Origin of the sequence: Aquitalea sp. LB_tupeE, from assembly GCF_013391415.1 — a bacterium.
Classification (GTDB): Bacteria; Pseudomonadota; Gammaproteobacteria; order Burkholderiales; family Chromobacteriaceae; genus Aquitalea.
Map to the genome: position 1 here is coordinate 37562 of NZ_JACAXB010000042.1, position 18599 is coordinate 56160.

General features: G+C 56.2%; 19 protein-coding genes and 1 other RNA gene. 6 read left to right on the top strand and 14 right to left on the bottom strand.

Features of this window, described 5'->3' with window-relative positions; genetic code table 11:
- Window positions 1-26: 26 nt before the first annotated feature.
- The 10 genes from argS to HWX34_RS20065 form a co-directional block, all read right to left on the bottom strand.
- Entirely contained in the window at window positions 27-1745 is a 1719-nt protein-coding gene (gene argS, locus HWX34_RS20020; protein WP_178973933.1) for an arginine--tRNA ligase, read from the bottom strand.
- A gap of 141 nt (window positions 1746-1886) precedes the next feature.
- Entirely contained in the window at window positions 1887-2951 is a 1065-nt protein-coding gene (locus HWX34_RS20025) for an MBL fold metallo-hydrolase (protein WP_178973934.1), read from the bottom strand.
- Window positions 2952-3040: 89 nt separating this feature from the next.
- Window positions 3041-4513, bottom strand: a complete 1473-nt coding sequence (locus HWX34_RS20030) for a DUF3138 family protein (RefSeq protein WP_178973935.1) — start codon at window positions 4511-4513, stop codon at window positions 3041-3043.
- A 134-nt stretch (window positions 4514-4647) separates the two neighbouring features.
- A complete protein-coding gene (locus tag HWX34_RS20035; RefSeq protein ID WP_178973936.1) occupies window positions 4648-5493 on the bottom strand; it encodes an ABC transporter permease subunit in 846 nt (281 codons plus the stop codon).
- Window positions 5490-6398: an ABC transporter permease subunit gene (locus HWX34_RS20040; RefSeq protein ID WP_178973937.1), complete on the bottom strand. Its 909-nt coding sequence runs from the start codon at window positions 6396-6398 to the stop codon at window positions 5490-5492. Before HWX34_RS20040 ends, HWX34_RS20035 begins: the two co-directional genes overlap by 4 nt.
- Window positions 6399-6684: 286 nt before the next feature.
- Window positions 6685-7785, bottom strand: coding sequence for a polyamine ABC transporter substrate-binding protein (locus HWX34_RS20045; protein WP_178973938.1), 1101 nt, complete (start codon window positions 7783-7785; stop codon window positions 6685-6687).
- A gap of 887 nt (window positions 7786-8672) precedes the next feature.
- Entirely contained in the window at window positions 8673-10019 is a 1347-nt protein-coding gene (yegQ, locus tag HWX34_RS20050; protein WP_178973939.1) for a tRNA 5-hydroxyuridine modification protein YegQ, read from the bottom strand.
- Window positions 10013-10453 carry a hypothetical protein gene (locus HWX34_RS20055; RefSeq protein ID WP_178973940.1) on the bottom strand — a complete coding sequence of 147 codons (441 nt, stop codon included), beginning with the start codon at window positions 10451-10453 and terminating at the stop codon, window positions 10013-10015. Before HWX34_RS20055 ends, yegQ begins: the two co-directional genes overlap by 7 nt.
- Window positions 10454-10618: 165 nt before the next feature.
- Entirely contained in the window at window positions 10619-10831 is a 213-nt protein-coding gene (locus HWX34_RS20060; protein WP_178973941.1) for a hypothetical protein, read from the bottom strand.
- 128 nt (window positions 10832-10959) lie between these two features.
- Window positions 10960-11787, bottom strand: a complete 828-nt coding sequence (locus HWX34_RS20065) for a ferritin-like domain-containing protein (RefSeq protein ID WP_178973942.1) — start codon at window positions 11785-11787, stop codon at window positions 10960-10962.
- 165 nt (window positions 11788-11952) lie between these two features.
- On the opposite strand from HWX34_RS20065, the gene fliW reads away from it, so the two are divergent.
- The gene (gene fliW / locus HWX34_RS20070; RefSeq protein WP_178973943.1) at window positions 11953-12396 is read left to right on the top strand and encodes a flagellar assembly protein FliW; all 444 of its coding nucleotides are present in this window, start codon (window positions 11953-11955) and stop codon (window positions 12394-12396) included.
- A gap of 40 nt (window positions 12397-12436) precedes the next feature.
- The gene (locus HWX34_RS20075) at window positions 12437-13024 is read left to right on the top strand and encodes a DNA-3-methyladenine glycosylase I (RefSeq protein ID WP_178973944.1); all 588 of its coding nucleotides are present in this window, start codon (window positions 12437-12439) and stop codon (window positions 13022-13024) included.
- Here HWX34_RS20075 and HWX34_RS20080 read toward each other — a convergent pair.
- The 3 genes from HWX34_RS20080 to argE form a co-directional block, all read right to left on the bottom strand.
- On the bottom strand, window positions 13015-13254 hold the full coding sequence (locus HWX34_RS20080) for a hypothetical protein (RefSeq protein WP_178973945.1): 240 nt from the start codon (window positions 13252-13254) through the stop codon (window positions 13015-13017). The two genes, HWX34_RS20075 and HWX34_RS20080, sit on opposite strands and share 10 nt — an antisense overlap.
- A gap of 206 nt (window positions 13255-13460) precedes the next feature.
- A complete protein-coding gene (locus HWX34_RS20085; protein WP_178973946.1) occupies window positions 13461-14849 on the bottom strand; it encodes a sodium-dependent transporter in 1389 nt (462 codons plus the stop codon).
- A 124-nt stretch (window positions 14850-14973) separates the two neighbouring features.
- A complete protein-coding gene (gene argE / locus HWX34_RS20090) occupies window positions 14974-16155 on the bottom strand; it encodes an acetylornithine deacetylase (protein WP_178973947.1) in 1182 nt (393 codons plus the stop codon).
- 169 nt (window positions 16156-16324) lie between these two features.
- On the opposite strand from argE, the gene ffs reads away from it, so the two are divergent.
- An RNA gene (ffs, locus tag HWX34_RS20095) (signal recognition particle sRNA small type) lies at window positions 16325-16423 on the top strand.
- A gap of 273 nt (window positions 16424-16696) precedes the next feature.
- Window positions 16697-17020: a DNA-binding transcriptional regulator gene (locus HWX34_RS20100; RefSeq protein WP_178973948.1), complete on the top strand. Its 324-nt coding sequence runs from the start codon at window positions 16697-16699 to the stop codon at window positions 17018-17020.
- A gap of 103 nt (window positions 17021-17123) precedes the next feature.
- Here the strand turns inward: HWX34_RS20100 and HWX34_RS20105 are convergent, their stop codons facing one another.
- Entirely contained in the window at window positions 17124-17573 is a 450-nt protein-coding gene (locus HWX34_RS20105; protein ID WP_045848646.1) for a universal stress protein, read from the bottom strand.
- 119 nt (window positions 17574-17692) lie between these two features.
- Between HWX34_RS20105 and HWX34_RS20110 the strand changes: the two genes are divergently transcribed.
- Window positions 17693-18118, top strand: a complete 426-nt coding sequence (locus tag HWX34_RS20110; RefSeq protein ID WP_178973949.1) for a thioesterase family protein — start codon at window positions 17693-17695, stop codon at window positions 18116-18118.
- A 17-nt stretch (window positions 18119-18135) separates the two neighbouring features.
- A complete protein-coding gene (locus HWX34_RS20115) occupies window positions 18136-18549 on the top strand; it encodes a TerB family tellurite resistance protein (RefSeq protein ID WP_178973950.1) in 414 nt (137 codons plus the stop codon).
- The last annotated feature ends 50 nt before the right edge of the window (window positions 18550-18599 follow it).

An 18599-nucleotide genomic window follows, 5' to 3' on the forward strand; every position in this document is an offset into this window, starting at 1 on the left:
TTTCATAGCAAGCCAGCCAGAATGGCTTACATGGCTTCCAACACCTTGATGCCCAGCAGATCCAGACCGGTGCGCAGGGTCTTGGCAGTCAGCGCTGCCAGTTGCAGACGGCTGGCACGTACTTCGCCTTCGCTTTTGAGGATGGGGCAGGCTTCGTAGAAGCGCGAGAACAAGGTGGCAATCTGGTACAGATAAGTGGACAGGTAGTGCGGATAGCAACCTTCTGCCACCGACAGTAGCGTGTCTTCAAACTGCGCCAGTGCTGCAGCCAGCTGCTTCTCTGCCGGTTCGGTAATCACGATGGGCGCATTGGCATCCACGTTTTCCGCCTTGCGGAATACGCTCTGCACGCGGGTGTAGGCATATTGCAGATACGGCGCAGTATTGCCCTCAAAAGCCAGCATGGTGTCCCAGTTGAAGATGTAATCGCTCATGCGGTTCTTGGACAGGTCGGCATATTTCACCGCACCAATGCCCACTGCCGCAGCGATTTCACGCTTTTCAGCCTCGGACAGCTCCGGGTTCTTTTCCGACACCAGCGCGTAAGCACGTTCTTCCGCCTCGTCCAGCAGTTCGATCAGCTTGACAGTGCCACCAGAACGGGTCTTGAACGGCTTGCCGTCGTCGCCCATCATCACGCCAAAGCCGATATGCTCAAGCTTCATGCTTTCCGGGGCGAAACCGGCCTTGCGGCAGATGCTGAACATCTGGGCAAAGTGCTGGCTCTGGCGGGCATCCACCACGTAGATGACACGGTCCAGATTCAGCACCTTGTGACGGTAGCGCACCGCGCCCAGGTCGGTAGTGGTGTACAGGAAGCCGCCGTCTTTCTTGCGGATGATCACGCCCATCGGCTCGTCGTCCTGAGTGCGGAATTCTTCCAGGAACACCACCTCGGCGCCTTCGCTTTCGCTCAGCAAGCCAGCGGCGCGCAGCTCTTCCACAATCACCGGCAGGTCGTCGTTATAAGCCGATTCGCCACGCACATGCTCGCGCTTCAGGCCGACATTCAGCTTTTGGTACACCGCTTCGCAATGCTTGAGCGAGATGTCGACAAACTGCGCCCACAGCTTGAGCACTTCTTCATCGCCGCCTTGCAGGCGCACCACGTAGTCACGGGCGCGATCGGCAAATTCTTCGCTTTCGTCAAAGCGTACTTTGGCATTGCGATAGAAGGTTTCCAGGTCGGAAAGCTCCAGCGCGTTGTCACCCGCCTGGCGGATTTCCACCAGGTAAGCAGTCAGCATGCCGAACTGGGTACCCCAGTCGCCCACGTGGTTGGCGCGCACCACATCGTGACCCAGGAATTCCATCACCCGCGCCAGTGCATCGCCAATAATCGACGAACGCAGATGACCAACGTGCATTTCCTTGGCCAGATTGGGCGAGGAGTACTCCACCATTACCCGCTGGGCCGTCACTGGGCTGATGCCCAGCTTGTCGTCTTTCAGCGCTGCTTCGCTGCGGCGGGCCAGGTATTCGGGGGCAAGATGAATGTTGATGAAACCCGGACCAGCAATTTCCACCTTGTCGGCAATGCCTTGCAAATCCAGCGCAGCCACCACTTTTTGCGCCAGCTCACGCGGATTGGTCTTGAGCGCCTTTGCCGCACCCATCACCCCGTTGGCCTGATAGTCACCGAATTCCGGTTTGGAAGCCGGCTGGATCACTGCCGGCGCGTCCGGCGCACCGGCAGCCGCCAGTGCTACCTGTACGCGTTGATTGATCAACTGCAAAATTGTCATGCTTGCCCCATATTGCCGTGAAAACGAAAAAACGCCTTCGTTTTCGAAAAATTTAACAGTGTCGATTGTATGCCCCCAGGCCTTGACGGGCAATGTTTGCATCGCAGCAAAAGGTGATAACTCACGCCAACACGCAGCTGATCATGACAGCCAGATGGTTTCCCCTATCGCCGGCAACTGGAAGTCGCGCGCAGACACGCCCTGCTCACGCAAGGCCATGGCCAATTCAGCCATCGGTTGCTGGATGGGTTCATCGGTGAGGATGAAAGTCCCCCAATGTACCGCCCATGCTCGCTTGGCCCGCACGTGCCGGAAAATGCGCACCGCCTCCTCCGGATTGACATGCTGCTGGCGCATGATGTGGCGCGGCTCGTAGGCACCAATCGGTAGCAAGGCGAAATCCACCGGGCCGATGCGCTGGCCAATCTCCTCGAACAATTGCGCCTGATAGCCGGTATCGCCGGGGAACCAGATTCTCAAGCTGGCTCCCTGCAATAAAAAGCCGCCCCACAAGGCCTGGTTCAGGTCGCCCCATGGCCCGCGATTGCTCCAATGGTGTGCCGGGGTAAGTTGCACATTGACCGCCCCGTGCTGATGCTGCTGCCACCAGTCCAGCTGGGTAATGTGCTGTGCGGGAAAGCCCGCCCGCTGCAAGGCACGCGCCACGCCCAAGGGGACGATGGCCTGCGGTGCGCCGCCCGGCTGTGCGGCCAGACGCTGCAGGGTGGGGAAATCCAGGTGGTCGTAATGCAGATGTGTGACCAGCAGCAGGTCGATACGCGGCAGGTCTGGCAAATCCAAGGGTAATGGCACCTGGCGCTTGGGCCCCAGAAAACGGAAGGGTGACACCCTGGGGGACAACACCGGGTCGAGCAGGATATTGCAACCGGCCAGCTGGATGAAACTGCTGGCATGGCCCAGCCAGCTCACACTGCTGCGGCTATGGTTGGCACACAAGGCAGCCGCCTCACCGGCAGTGAGCGGTATCATCTCTGGCCGATGATCCGGCTGCGCTCCCCACCAATGGCGCAGTTGCCACACCAGCAAACTGCCTAATGACGGCAGGGCAAACGGATGTTGGTTGCGATACCCCCGCCCACCATGATGCGGGCGGTCGGGGTCAGCCACATAGGGCTGGCGATTGAACAGCGAGCGGAACCATTCCGGCGCATTGAACATGGTGATTTCCTGGCAAGCGGAGTGCATGAAATGCGGTCACAAGCAGCATTTGCCAAGCCACCCCAATAAAAATGGCCTCCAGCGGAGGCCATGCGTGACAACGGGACAAGTCAGAATCAGAAGCTGTATACCGCCTGCGCCGCGAAGATGTCGTTGCTCTTGCGATAGTTGCCATCACTACGCAGGAATACGTTGCGGTTGGCCCAGTCGTGGCGGATTTCCATCTTCAGGGTCAGCTGGTCGGTCGGATAGAACAGCAAGGCTGCAGTCAAAGCCTGACGGGTGGCGCCAGAGCAATCAGTACCGTTGACAGTGCTGCTATTGAAACATGCCTGGGAAATACCAAAGCCGTTGGTGCCATCCACGCCATTGGACTGACTCAGCGCGATACCGCCGCCGCCGCCACCGTTCTTGCTGTCATTCAGGTAGTCATAGCGCAGGGTGGCACCCATGCGGCCGAACCACTCGGAATTCCATTTCTGATGTGCCAGCAGCGAGAAGCCATACCATACGGCATCGCCACCGTTCCAGGCACCCTGCTTCAGGCGGCCATAGTCGAGTTCGGCATTGTAGACGCTGTCGGTGCCGGTCAGCGTGGCATCGATTTCGCCAAAGTAGTAGCCACCATAGGCGCTGTTGGAAGTCCCCTGATAACCATAAGTGCCATCGGCCTTACTGTTGGCATCGGTGTGCACGAACAGGCTTTGACGACCAACGTTCATCGAGCCACCGATGTCCAGATTGCTGGTCATGGTGTAGTCGACACGGCCAGTCACTGTCGGCGTGCTGTTGCTATGGGTATGCGTACCGGAGTCGGTTGCACTGTTCGGGTTGGTGTGGAACTGCTCGTTGGCAATCATGAACTTGGTAGCCCAGGACCCGTGCGACCAGTTGAACCCGGCACCCACATAGCTGCCCGGATCGCTGAAGTCATACAGCAGGCCATGGGTGATGGTGTTCATCTGGTTGGATTGCTGCACTTCGTAGCCACCAAAGCTGTTCATCAGCCCGGCCACCAACTGGGTAGTATCCGACAGCGGGAAGTTGATGATGGCGGTATTGATGATGTTGTTGCCGGAACTGCTGGAGCCGCCGCTGGTCAGCAGATTATTGCCGGAACCACGGTTAGGCAGGATGCTGACTTCGGCGCTGGGGGCCAGCGGGCCGACACCAAAGGTTTTCTTGATGTCCAGGTAGACATCGCCAAAAGTACTGTTGGTATAAGCATACTGGTTGCTGTGATTGACAAACTGGAAGCCGGCACTCTTGCCCACGCGGCTGGCCACGTAGGTCGGGTCCATGTAACCGGTGATGCTCAAGCCGGCAATCGGGCCTTCACTGGCATCGGTAGTCAGCTTGTCGACTTTCATCTCCATGCCGGCCACGCGCTGCTTCAGTTCGGCATTGCCGTCGTCCGCCTCGGGTGCCTTGGCGGCAGTTGCGGCATTCACTGCTTGCTGCAGCTGTTGCATTTGCGCCTGCAGGGCCTCTAGCTGGGCCTTGAGCTTGGCGATTTCATCTCCCTTGGCGTCGGCCATGGCCACACCGGGAAGACCTGCGATCAGTGCACTGATCAACAATTTCTTCATTTCATTTCTCCCTTGTACTACAGCATGAACAGCTTTTGCTCCTACGCTGACAGAACAAACGGGGTAACAGCCGGACTGGTCTGACCTCCCAACCCACTGCTACCCCGCTGTCGTTACACTACTCCTCGACCGACTCAGGCTGCTTTGAAGGCCAACTGCATTTCGCGCTCACGCTTGCGCTGCACAGAACGCATGTACAGATTGCCCGCCACCACGCCTACCGACACCACCAGGATGAACAAGGTGGCCAGTGCGTTCATTTCCGGGTTCAGACCCAGACGAACCCGCGAGAACACCACCATCGGCAAGGTGGTGGAGCCCGGGCCGGACAGGAAGGCAGTCAGCACCAGGTCATCCAGCGACAAGGTGAAGGACAGCAACCAGCCGGACACCAGTGCCTGGGAAATCAGCGGCAGGGTAATCACACAGAACACCTTGAGCGGACGGGCGCCCAGGTCCATGGCGGCTTCTTCCAGCGAGCGGTTCAGTTCACGCACACGGGACTGCACGATGATGGCTACATAGGACACACAGAGCATCACGTGACCAATCCAGATGGTGAACACACCGCGGCCTTCCGGCCAGCCCAGGGTTTGTTCCATGGCCACAAACAGCAGCAGCAGCGAAATACCCTGAATCACTTCCGGGATCACCAGCGGGGCGTTGATCATGCCGGCAAACAGCGGAAACAGGCGGAAGCGGTTGAGCCGTGCCATCACGAAACCGGCCCAGGTGCCCACCACCACCGATGCCGTGGCCGTCATCAGCGCAATCTTGATACTGAGTAGCGCAGCGGTGATCAGCTCATCATCCTCCAGCAGCGCCCAGTACCATTTGGTGGAGAAACCGGACCACACCGTCACCAGCTTCGATTCGTTGAACGAATAGACGATGAGCAACAGGATGGGCAGGTACAGGAAAGAGTAGCCGAAGCCAAGTACCGCATAAGACAGCGGCTTGCTGGGTTTCAAGGTGCTCATTTCACTTCCTCCATCACTTTTGCTTGGTAATGCTGGAACATGGCCATGGGCACCAGCAGCAGCAGCACCATCGCGCAAGTCACGGTAGCCGCCATCGGCCAGTCCATATTGTTGAAGAATTCATCCCACATCACGCGGCCGATCATCAGCGTGTCCGAACCGCCCAGCAGTTCCGGAATCACGTATTCGCCCACCGCCGGAATGAACACCAGCAGGCTGCCGGCGATGATGCCGTTCTTGGACAGCGGCAGGGTGACCTGCACAAAGGCCTTCCACGGACGGGCACCCAGGTCGTAGGCGGCTTCCAACAGACGCAGGTCCATTTTCACCAGGTGCGAGTACAAGGGCATGATCATGAACGGCAGGTAGGAAAACACCATGCCGATATAAACACCCCAGTTGGTGTGGTACAGGCGCAGCGGTGTGTCGATGACGCCCAGCCACATCAGGAACTGATTGAGGAAACCGTCGTTCTTCAGAATGCCGATCCAGGCATACACGCGAATCAGATAGGAAGTCCAGAACGGCAACATCACCATCATCATCAGGGTGTCACGGGCGGAATCCGAGGCACGGGCAATGTAGTAGGCCATCGGGTAACCGATCAGCAGACACAATACCGTGGACACAAAAGCCATTTTTACCGAGCTGATGTAGGTGGCGAAATACAGATCGTCACCCAGCATGAACTTGTAATGGCCGATGTTGAGCACCAGAGTGAAGACATCGTCTTCCATCTTGGTGAGCGGTGTGTAAGGCGGAATCCCCAGCTGCTGCTGGGAGAAGCTGATGCCTACCACCAACAGGAAGGGCAGCAGGAAGAAAACAAACAGGAACAAAAACGGAACACCAATCACGGTTGTCCTGCCGGACGGTAACCATCGACTGAATTTGAGACTTTTCATGATTTAGCACCACTTGGCCGGGGAACCCGGCTTGCCAAGCCCATCTTTACAGCCATCATATCAAGGCCCTGTCACGACTCGCCCTGATGTGATGACTTACGTTTCACTGCAACCCGACCCTGCCGGACCGGCTTGCAACCCTCACTCCAGATACTTTTTTTAGCCAGCCACCTGCCACTGCTGAACGGCAGCCGACGCTTGCATCAGTCTGTCTGTTTGATACCTAGTCAGACCGTGCTGTCTTGCAGCACCGGGGTGCCAGCACCCCGGTGATTCAGGACTCGGTTTAGCGGCCAGTTTTCAGCTGGGTCCACAGACGGTTTTGCAGACGGACGATTTCGTTCGGCAGCGGCTTGAGCAGGAACAGGGTCTTCATGACCGATTCCGGCGGATAAATGGACGGGTCGTTGGCGATTTCCGGTTTCACGAACTTGCGGGCAGCCGCATTGGCCGTGGGGTAGAACACTTCATCAGTAATCGCGGCATTGACTTCCGGATTCTGAATGTAGTTGATCCACTTGTGTGCGGCTTCCACGTGGCCGGCGTCTTTCGGAATCACCATCACGTCAAACCAGATCGGCGCACCGGATTTCGGAATCACATAGCCCAGCTGATAGGTACGCTTGGCTTCAGCCGCACGGTGCTTGGCAATGTTGACGTCACCGGACCAGCCCAGCGCCAGGCAGATGTCGCCATTGGCCAGGTCATTGATGTAGCCGGAAGAATTGAACTGGGTGATGTAGGGGCGGATTTTCTTCAACAGTTCGAAGGCGGCCTGGTAGTCTGCCGGGTTCTTGCTGTTCGGGTCCTTGCCCAGATGGTGCAGTGCGACTGCAAAAACGTCGTTGGCCTGATCTAGCACCGAAACGCCGCAACCTTTCAGCTTGGAGACGTTTTTCGGGTCAAACAGGATGTCCCAGCTATCCAGCGGGGTATTGGCACCCAGAATGGCTTTCACCTTGGTGAAGTTGTAACCCAGGCCGTCAGTACCGTAAGCCCATGGCACACCATGGGCATTGCCCGGGTCGGCATCCTGGATCTTGGCCATCAGTCCCTTGTCCAAATTGGCCAGGTTCGGGATCTTGGACTTGTCCAGCTTCATGTAGATGCCAGCTTCGATTTGCTTGCCCATGAAATTGGAAGTAGGCACCACGATATCGTAACCGGCACGACCGGTCAGCATCTTGGCTTGCAGGGTATCGTCGCTGTCGTAAACGTCGTACTTCACCTTCACGCCGGTCTGCTTTTCAAAGCCGGGAATGGTGCCCTTGGCAATGTAGTCGGACCAGTTATAAACGTTCAGTGCCTTGTCTTCTGCCAGAACGCCAGCACTTGGCAACAGCAGAAGCAGCGAACACAGCACTTTCTTGACAAGTTTCTTCTTCATTACAGGCTTCCTATGTATTGCAAGACCATAAATTCCCTTCGTCTGGGGACGCGAGGGACCTGATGCACTGCACCTCATGAGACCGGTCGGGGATTCTCCCTCCTATCCGGTCACGCCAAACCTGGGGCCCATGTGACACGCCTATTCACCAAGCAATAAGCGTGCACGACATTTATAACCCCATCCTATCCATTCTGGCTATTTCCAATCCAGAACAGCAGGCAACTGTCAGGCAAGAGACGAAGGACAAGGCAAACAAGCTGCCAGTCTTTTCACATTATTGTTATCGCAGGAAAGCCGTGAAACGCTGCCGACACCAGGCCGACCGCACTTCGACAGGTTCAAGCCAAGGCTCGAACCAGCCTCCTCCGTTGTAGATATCACCTCGGTTATGTTTAATAAAATCCACAAATTGTGCTGAGGTGTTACAGCTTTTTAACCACAAAGACATTCAGCCGCAACATGATTTTTTTTTGCAGCGCAAAAAAACTGCACACAGCAGGGGCTTGACATCTGCACGGCATGCACACCTCGGCACATCTGATCATTTATCGGGCATATCCAGCACCACAGCGCCAAATTGACTAAACATATGATCAAAAACTACGCCCCGCTTGGTGATTCAAGGGTTTAGCCAGTATCAGGGCATGTAGCGGTCTGCAACAGCGCTGGTGATGGCATGCAGTGCCCCTGAACGGATTAACGCACCGATTCAGCTGCCGGTGGACAAAAAAAGTTTTTTCTTGCCCCAGTTCAGAATGAGGCAGTTTTGCCACAGATCAAATCTAGCCATACCTTGCTGTGTGTACCGGCGAAATAAAAGCGGCTTACCCCCTCAGGAAAGCCGCTTACGTTTTAGCACTGCTTGTGCGGTGCTATATATTTGATCAGATCAAGCGCGCCAGCAGCGCTTTTTCCATACCAGCCATATCCGGAATCCGCACCTGCATGCCATTACCGGCCGCCAGCTCGACTGCCACGCCGTTACGGGTCATCTGGCTTAGCTGCACGATGCGATTGCCACGCGGATGAATCACCTCGATACGATCACCCACCGCAAAGCGGTTTTTCACTTCGACCAGCGCCCAGCCGTCAGCATCCACTTCCAGCACATCGCCTACATACTGGCTTTGTTTGGCCTTGGAATGGCCATCCAGGTAATTCTGGTAATCCTGGGTCTGGTGACGCTCCAGGAAGCCCGGGGTGTAGCCACGATTAGCCAGACCATCCAGCTCGGCCAGCAAGCCTAGGTCAAACGGGCGTCCGGCCACGGCATCGTCAATGGCCTGTCGATATACCTGTGCGGTGCGTGCCACGTAGTACAGGCTCTTGGTGCGCCCTTCGATCTTCAACGAGTCCACGCCAATCTTCACCAACTTCTCTACCTGCTCTACCGCACGCAGGTCCTTGGAGTTCATGATGTAGGTGCCGTGCTCGTCTTCGATGATGGGCATCAGTTCGCCCGGACGGCTGCCCTCTTCGATCAGGTAGGTTTTATCGGCCAGCGGGTGACGCTCGGCACCACCACAGGCGGCGAAGCTCTGGTTGGCTTCTTCCAGTGCCTTGTTGAAGTCAAGCTTGATGGTTTGCACATCGCCCGCGTCGTCACCCTGGGTATCGTGCATCTTGTAGTCCCAGCGGCAGGCGTTGGTACAGGTGCCCTGATTGGGATCGCGGTGATTGAAATAGCCCGACAACAGGCAACGACCGGAGTAGGCAATGCACAAGGCACCGTGCACAAACACTTCCAGTTCGATATCCGGGCATTCCTGACGGATTTCGGCAATCTCGTCCAGGCTCAGCTCGCGCGACAGGATGATACGTGACACACCCAGCTTCTGCCAGAACTTCACCCCCATGTAGTTGACGGTATTGGCCTGCACCGACAAGTGGATCGGCACTTCCGGCCAGCGCTCGCGCACCATCATGATCAGGCCGGGGTCTGCCATGATCAGCGCATCCGGCTTCATGGCAATCACCGGCTCCATGTCGGCCATATAGGTCTTGATCTTGCTGTTGTGCGGCAACAGGTTGCTGGCCACAAAGAACAACTTGCCACGCGCATGGGCTTCATCAATACCGGTTTTCAGTTCTTCAAGCTTGAAGTCGTTATTGCGCGCACGCAGCGAATAGCGCGGCTGACCGGCATAGACCGCATCCGCGCCAAAATCGTAGGCTGCGCGCATCTTGTCCAGCGTGCCGGCGGGCAGCAGCAATTCCGGGGCTTTTAACATAGGGCTTCGCTTTCTTGTTGGGACAGACAGGCAATCGGCAAGGGCATGCGATCCGGCGGCACAAATGCACGCCGTGATACATCCTGATTCAACCTGTCATCCGAGTAATATTGGAACAACACTGCTCTGGCGTCGTGCAATACATCGTCACACTGCGCCAGAAAAACCGGCCATTCCTGCACCATGGCCGGCATCTGCTGGGCACGGTGATACAGGATGGACAACAAGGACATGGTGAGGGTGTGATGGTATTTTTCTGCCGCGCCCTGCGCCATGGCATAGCGCGACAGCGCACGCGCACAGCGCACGGCCGCCTCCGGCGCCGGATACTGGCGACGGTAAGCCCAGGCAGCATACAAATGCGCCTGGTGGGTAAATTCGGATGCAGGCAGCGTGCTGGATTCCAACTGACGCAAAAACGCCTGATAGTCCATGATCCGGGTTCTCCGAAAACTGTAAAAACAAAAAGGCCCCGCCGTATCAGGGGCCTTTTTTCTATGTTGCGGCGCGATTATGCGCCGCCGGACGCGGCATCGTCAAGCCTGGCATCAGCATGGACCAAATCCATTAAGCCCATGTTTTCAATGCCATTTTCTGCTTCATGGTTTTTTGGCCAGCATCGCCAGCAGCAGAAGCTGCACCAGCAGCGACCACACCATCAATACGCCCCAGCACACAGTCAGTACCGGCTCCTGGGCAAAGCTCAGGCTGCTCATCATTGCGGCGCTCAGCACAAAGGCCAAGGTAGCCGCCAGCAGGCACAGCACCGCCTGTTTGCGCCGCATACGGATACGGCGTATCAGATTCCACATCGTCGATCTCCCTCATCTTGTTCAGCAAGCATCGCTCATGGCCCATCAAGCGCGAAAGCCACCGGGACCAGGTGCGCAGCACCTGATGTCAGGCCCGACACAGTGTCCTCTGCACCCGGCAATGTCAGTTAAGCTTGGGGGCTTGGCCGTTCTGGTTTTGCCTGCTGCAACCATTGCAACTCGGCCTCGCTAAACCCGGCACAACGCCGGGCATCCATATTGTAGCTGCCACGATGAGCAGTCAGATCGTACTCGTCCAGCAAGGCGCAAAACGCGGTCATCGGCTCCAGGCCACGTTCGCGGCACAGCCAGTGAAACCAGTGATTTCCCACCTGAACATGACCGATTTCATCTTCAAGAATGATGTCGAGAATCGCCACGCTGGCATGGTCGCCGATATTCGCCAGTTTGCGTTTCAGTTCCGGACTGGCATCCAGGCCCCGGGCTTCCAGCACACGCGGCACCAGCGCCATGCGCACCAGCACGTCATGGTCGGTGCGATGGCAGATTTCCCACAAACCGTTATGTGCCGGGAAGTCACCATAGTCATGACCCAATTGCTGCAAGCGCTGTTGCAGCAGCCGGAAATGCTTGGCCTCTTCAGCAGCGATACGCAACCAGTCGGTGACGTAAGCGTCAGGCATGTCGCGAAAGCGCCAGGCAGCATCCAGCGCCAGATTGACGGCATTGAATTCGATATGGGCGATGGCATGCAACATGGCCGGCTGCCCCTGCGGAGAGCCGGTCCTGCGTCGCGGTACCTTGGTGGCATGCACCAACTCCGGCCGTGCCGGATGACCTGCCAGCGGCAGGCGTGACAAAGGGGCGTCTTGCCGATGCAGCAAGCCTGCCTCCCACGCCGCTTGGACATGGTAGGTGGCGGCCAATTTGGCGGCAACATCGTTGCAGCGCAAGGCCGCTTCAATCTGGGGATACAGCGATTCAGGCTTCATCATGGTGCTGCATTCTAACGGTTTGCACTGCACTTGTGCGACGCAGCACCAAAATGCATGCAGCCAGTCCACCCGAAAGCGCAATGAAAACACCCAGTACTGTACAAGAGCATCGTCGGCTTCATAGGCTTGATGCATAATGCTGGCATCTGCCACAGGGAGAACAACATGCTGTTCAATTCCAGCCAACTCGGCACCGTAGAAGTGGATGAAAGCACCATCATCAATTTTGCCCAAGGCATTCCTGCTCTGGAAAACTGCACCCAGTTCAAACTGTTCCACAATGCCGACAGTGCCAACCCATCGGTTTTCTGGATGCAGTCGCTGGACGATGCCGGCATCACCCTGAGCGTGACCCACCCCACGACACTGGGCGTTCGCTACGAAGTGGAACTGAACGATGAAGAAGTTTCCCGTCTGGAACTGAGTAAACCGGAAGATGCGGTGATTCTGGTATTGCTGTATCAGGAACAGTCCGAGTCCGAATCCCACCCGGCACTGGGCGAACTGAAAGCAAACATCCGCAATCCGCTCATCCTGAACCTGTCCAGCCGCAAGGGCCTGCAGAAAACCGGCTTGTCCTGCGACATCCTGATGCACAACCTCGGCTAAGCCATGGCCCGGCACCCGCCGGGCTGCTACGGAGCCTTTCATGACAGCTTCTTCTGTACCGCGCTGCCCCTGGTGCGGGGATGATCCTTTATATATTGCCTACCACGATCAGGAATGGGGTCGTCCGCAACACGACGACACCAAGCTGTTCGAAATGCTGATTCTCGAAGGCGCGCAAGCGGGTTTGTCCTGGATCACCATCCTGCGCAAGCGCGAAGGCTATCGCCGGGCATTCCATGGCTTCGACCCGCAACGGGTCGCGCAAATGACGGAAGAGGATGTCGAAAGACTGATGCAAGACAGCGGTATTGTCCGCAATCGCCTGAAGATACGCAGTACCATTCGCAATGCAGCGGTATTCCTGCAATTGCAGCAAGAGCACGGCAGTTTCGACCGCTGGCTATGGAATCACACCCAGGGTCAGACTGTGCTCAATCACTGGCCATCATTGCAAGACTGCCCGGCCAGTACGCCCTTGTCCGAGCAGATCAGCAAGTCACTGAAAAAAGCCGGGATGAATTTTGTTGGCAGCACGGTGATTTACGCCTATCTGCAGGCAACCGGCGTGGTGAATGACCACCTGCTGGACTGCCACTGCCACCCGGACTTTGGCAAGAATCAAGCCTGAACCGGCCTGAACACCACGGTACGGAACATGCCATCCGTGGAATGAAAGGGATGGGCCTGCACCGGCTCATCCTCCTGGCAGAATGCCATCATGCGCCAACCGTGAATCAGCTCGCGCACCTCCTCTTCCGACCAAGGCCCTTCCAGACGGTCCGGCACCAGTGCCGACAGCTCCTGACACAGCGCACGCAAACGGCCTGGGACCTCCAGTTGCTGCAGTGTAAAAACCAAGTTCCGCTGATGACTCATGCTTCACCTCTCACCCCTGTGGGTGTGCAGTAAGCCATCATCATTTCATGTCTTATTATTAAAATCCAGTTAAATCACAATTCGTAATTCAATTTAATAACACGCCATTCCATTTGAAAGCTTTACGTAAAAGCAAAGGGCCATCCCATGGATGACCCTTCCGTTCATGCAATACAGCTGCAAAGCATTTAGAACAGCTTCAGCCCCTTGAGCATCACCACCAGAATCAACAAGGGCGAAACAAAGCGAACCACCACCAGCAACACACGCACCAGAGCTTCGTTATGCAGTTGCCCCTCATTGGACAAAGCAGCCTTCAAGCGGTCAAAACCCCACACCCAGCCCACAAACAGGCAGAGGAAAATGCCGCCCAGCGGCATCAGGATATTGGACGTGACAAAATCGAACAGATCGAACATGGTCATGCCAAACAGCTTGAAATCAGCCATGGTGCTGTTGGACAAGGCACACGTGGCCCCGAACAGCGCCAGCACCAGCAAGTTCAACACGGTGGCCTTGGGTCGGCTGATAGCAAAACGTTCGCTCAACACCGATACCGGCACCTCCAGAATGGACAGCATGGCACCGGTCGAGGCAATCGCGGCCAATATAAAGAAGGCCACCATGAACAGCTGGCCCATGGGCATGCTGGCAAACACTGCCGGAATGGTGATGAACAGCAAGGAAGGCCCTGCTTCCGGCTTGAAGCCAAAGGCAAACACCGCCGGGAAAATGGCAATGCCGGCCAGCATGGACACAAACAGGTCGGCACACATCACGCGCAAGGTAGTGGCAGGGATATTCTGATCATCACGGAAATAGCTGCCATAGGTCATCATGGTACCCATGCCGATGGACAGCTTGAAAAAGGCCAGACCCACTGCGGTCAGCACCACCGCCGCGGTGATCTTGGAGAAGTCCGGGGCAAACAGGAAACTGATGCCCTGCATGGCGCCGGGCAGCATCAGGCTGCGCACACCAATCACCAGTAGCAGCAAAAACAGAATAGGCATCAGCTTCTTGGTGACGGCTTCAATACCCTTGGCCACCCCCATCAGCAAGATACCGCCAATCAAGGCCAGCACCAGCCATTGCCACAACAGCGACTGCACCGGGTCGGAAATCAGGCTGCCAAACGCAGCCGAGGTCACTTTCGGGTCGCTGGACAGAATGCCACCGCCAATGGCCTTGAACACATAGGCAAACACCCAGGCAGCCACTTCGGAATAAAAGGCCATGATCAGGAAGGCCGACAACACGCCAAAGGCGCTGATCAGCCACCACGGCTGGCCGGCCGGTGCCAGTTTTTTCAGGGCAGTGACCGCGTCGGACTTGGCGCGGCGCCCCAGCATGATTTCGGAAATCATCACCGGCAAACCTACCAGCAAGGTGGCACAGACATACACAATCAGAAAACCGGCACCGCCATTGGTCCCGGTCAGATAGGGAAACTTCCAGATATTACCCAGCCCGACCGCTGAGCCGAGCGTGGCGGCAAGCACGCCAAAACTGGAGGTAAATCCGTCACGTGCCTTGCTGGCACCTGCGGACGCCGAGGATCTGCTGTCCTGTTTCATTTGGTCTCTCATCACGACAAAAATCAAACCCGTTCAAGCGATAACCTGAACGGATTACACGGGTTTCCGGGGTCACCGGAGCGGCGATTCTGAAGTGATTTTCCAGACCATGCAAAAATATTTGTCAGTCGCCACCCTGCACGCGACACAACTCGGCAGTCAGCCGTGCCAGCCAGTCAAAACAGGCTAGCAGTTGACTCTCCTCAATAAACTCATCCGGGCGATGTGCCTGCTCGATCGAGCCTGGCCCCAGTACGACACAAGGAATGCCGGCCGCATGGAAAACCCCGGCTTCCGTGGTGTAAGCCACACCGTCACCACCCTGGCAAGCGCACAGCTTTTCCACATACTGCAACACTTCGCTATCCGGCGTAGCCTCGAATGCCGGGCAATACACGCGGGAAGCGATACTGATGTCCGCCTCCGGTGCCACCTGGCGCATCTCCAGCAACAGGTTGTCAGCATAATCCCGCACCGAATCGACAAAGCGCTGCGGGTCGTCACCCGGCAACCAGCGGCACTCAAAGGTGAATTCGCAATCCTTGGGAACAATATTGTTGGCTGTCCCGCCCGAGATGGTGCCGGTTTGCAAGGTGGTAAACGGCACATCATACAAAGGCTGGTGATGACCGAACGACGCCTCGGTATCGGCCAGGCGGCGCACATGGGTGATCAGCCTGGCAGCATATTCAATGGCATTCACCCCTTGCGGTGTGAGCGAGGAATGCGCTGCCCGGCCCTGTACATGGCAGTGATAATGAGCGATGCCTTTGTGTGCAACCACCGGACGCATTGAAGTAGGCTCACCGATAATGCAACCGGCCAGTGGCACCTGCTCCTTCAACAAGGCATCAATCAGACGCGGCACGCCCAGGCAACCCACCTCTTCGTCATACGACAAGGCAATACCAATGCCTTGCTGCAAACGCCCCTCCCCTGCCAGCCTCACCCACTCCGGCACATGCGCCAGTACGCAGGCAATAAAGCCCTTCATATCGCATGCACCACGTCCATACCAACGGCCATCTCCCTTATCGGTCAGAGTAAACGGCGGTGACGTCCAGGCCTGTCCGTCAACCGGCACGACATCGGTATGACCAGACAGCAGCAGGACCGGCAAATCTGGCCGACCAATCCGGGCAAACAGGTTGGCCTTGCTGCCATCATCATTCAGGGTCAACTGACTGCTCAAACCATAAGCCTGCAGGTACTGCTCCACCCAACGGATCAGTGCGAGATTGGAATGACGGCTGGTGGTGTCAAAGCCCACCAGCGTTTGCAGCAGGGAAAGATAGGAGGAAGACATATGGCAATCCTGTAAACAAGGCAAAACATAGGCGGAGTCTGCCCCCAGTACGACCGGTCAGGCAATATGCCTGCTCATAAAAAAAGTGCCCTGCTCCTGGCTGGATAACCTATTTCTACAGCACGCTTGGCAAGCGTGATGAAACCCGTTATTATTCGCACTCTTCTGCGGCGGGTCTCCTCGCATTGTACGGTAGCAAACCTGGTCAGGTCCGGAAGGAAGCAGCCATAGTTACTTAGTACAAGTGCCGAGGGTCAGGCTCGCCACCCCTCCCCCTCTAGTTTGACCATCATCTATATACATGTTTACGACATGTAACTACCATTTTCTTGCCAGATGGATGACATTCCGTTGTATTTCTAGATAAGAATACGCTAACATATCATTCATGCGCATGTAATCCATGTCGGAACTTTATGATTTTTTTCAAATCACATTATTCCTTATGGATTTTCTTTGCTATTTTTAGGACATAGGGCAGTGTCCTAAGCCAAAACAATAATTCAATACAATACTGTTAGCCTTTTAAGAGGAACAACCCATGAAACTCTTTGAAAAAATCACCAACCCACGTGAAATCCGCCGCAAGCTGGGCCTGAACCAGCAAGAGTTCTGGAGCCGCATTGGCGTCACCCAGTCTGGTGGCTCCCGCTATGAAAGTGGCCGCAACATGCCAAAGCCGGTTCGTGAACTGCTGCGTCTGGTTCATGTCGAGCAGATCGAACTTTCCAAGGTACGTCGTGAAGACTTTGAAATTGTCGAGTACCTGAAAGAAACCCACCCTGACCTGTACAAGAGCCTGCGCAAGGCTGTACGTGCCAAGATGGAAGCACAGGAAGGCAGCAGCGAAGCAACCGCCAGCTGATTTGCACACCAGTAAAAAGGCAGCCGTCAAACCATCTGGTTCGCGGCTGCTTTTTTATGACCCATCCGTTATTCAACAGTACAAAGCGGCCAGGTGAACGTACTCACTCACCCGCATTGCGTACCAGCAAAACTGGCACGTCCGCCTGCTTGAGCAAGCCTTCGGCAACACTGCCCATCAGGATATGCATCAAGCCGCTCCAGCCATGAGTGCCCATCACCACCAGATCTGCCCCCCAAGTATTGGCATCGTCAATCAGCACAGATGCAATCTTGTCTCCCCAGCTTTCCAGAATCTTGACTTCCGGAGTCAACCCGGCAGCCACTGCCTGTGCTTGTGCCTGTCCCAGCACTTGTTCACCGGCCTGTTTGATGGACTTTTGCAGCTCGGCAGCATCCAGGAATTCCGTCCCACCCCAGCCAAACTGCGCCAGATCAACCACATGCACCAGACGAAGGGTGCTACCCATGCTCTTGGCAAGTCGGCATGCTTCAGCCAATGCCAGGTTAGACGTATCACTATCATCCACCGGCACGAAAATGCGTTGGTACATAAGCCTCTCCTTGTGTGTGTTGGCAGCCATGCATTCAGTCTAGCAAACCACCCCGGCTTGCTGTTGATACAGATTAAGACAGTCGATTAGACTGAAAGTCATTTTATTCAGGTGAAATCATGGCACGCATCAAGATTGCCCTACCCGAGCAGTTCATCTTCCAGACCAGCCTGGACGTACGAATTGGCGACATCAACTACGGCGGCCACATGGCTAATGATGCCATTTTGCGACTGGCGCACGAGGTGCGCCTGCGCTGGTTGAAAAGCATGGGCTACAGCGAGCTGGATGTCGAGGGCGTTGGCATCATCATGGCCGATGCGGCAGTCATGTACCGGGCAGAGGCCTTTCATGGCGATCAACTGTTATTCAAGCTGGGCACCGCCGATCACAACAAGTACGGGCTGGACATCGTCTATCAGGCGACAGATGGCAACAATGGCAAAGAAGTGGCAAGATTGAAGACAGGCATCGTATTCTTCGATTACCAGACTCGTCAGGTCGCAGCCATGCCCGCTGTCTTTGCGGCACGGCTTGATCAATAACAACAAGGAATTTCGTGATGCGTCCATACCCGATTAACAGCCCCGAGGCTATTGCCCGTTTGCTGGCCATGTTCATGATCACCGATGGCAACATGGACCCGCGCGAGCTGGATCTACTGGAGAAAGTCAACGTCTACGACCTGATCGGCCTGTCGCGCAAGCAATTTGCCCAGGTTCTGACCGACTACTGCGACGACATTTCGGACGAAGCAGAGCAGGACGGCACCATTCACCTGCTGGATACCGACCGGATCGAAACCATGCTGGCCGAGGTGACCAATCCGGCCAAACGCATCCTGACCTGTGTACTGGCCATGGATATCAGCAAATCCGATGGCACCATCAGCGATCCGGAAATTGTCTTGCTGCGCCACATGATGAAAGAATGGAACATCAGCCTGGACGACCTGGAACGCCAGTTCGTGCGCTGACACGCCAGACGCAGCTAACGGGAACGAGGCCTGTTAGCTGTGTTGCCGCA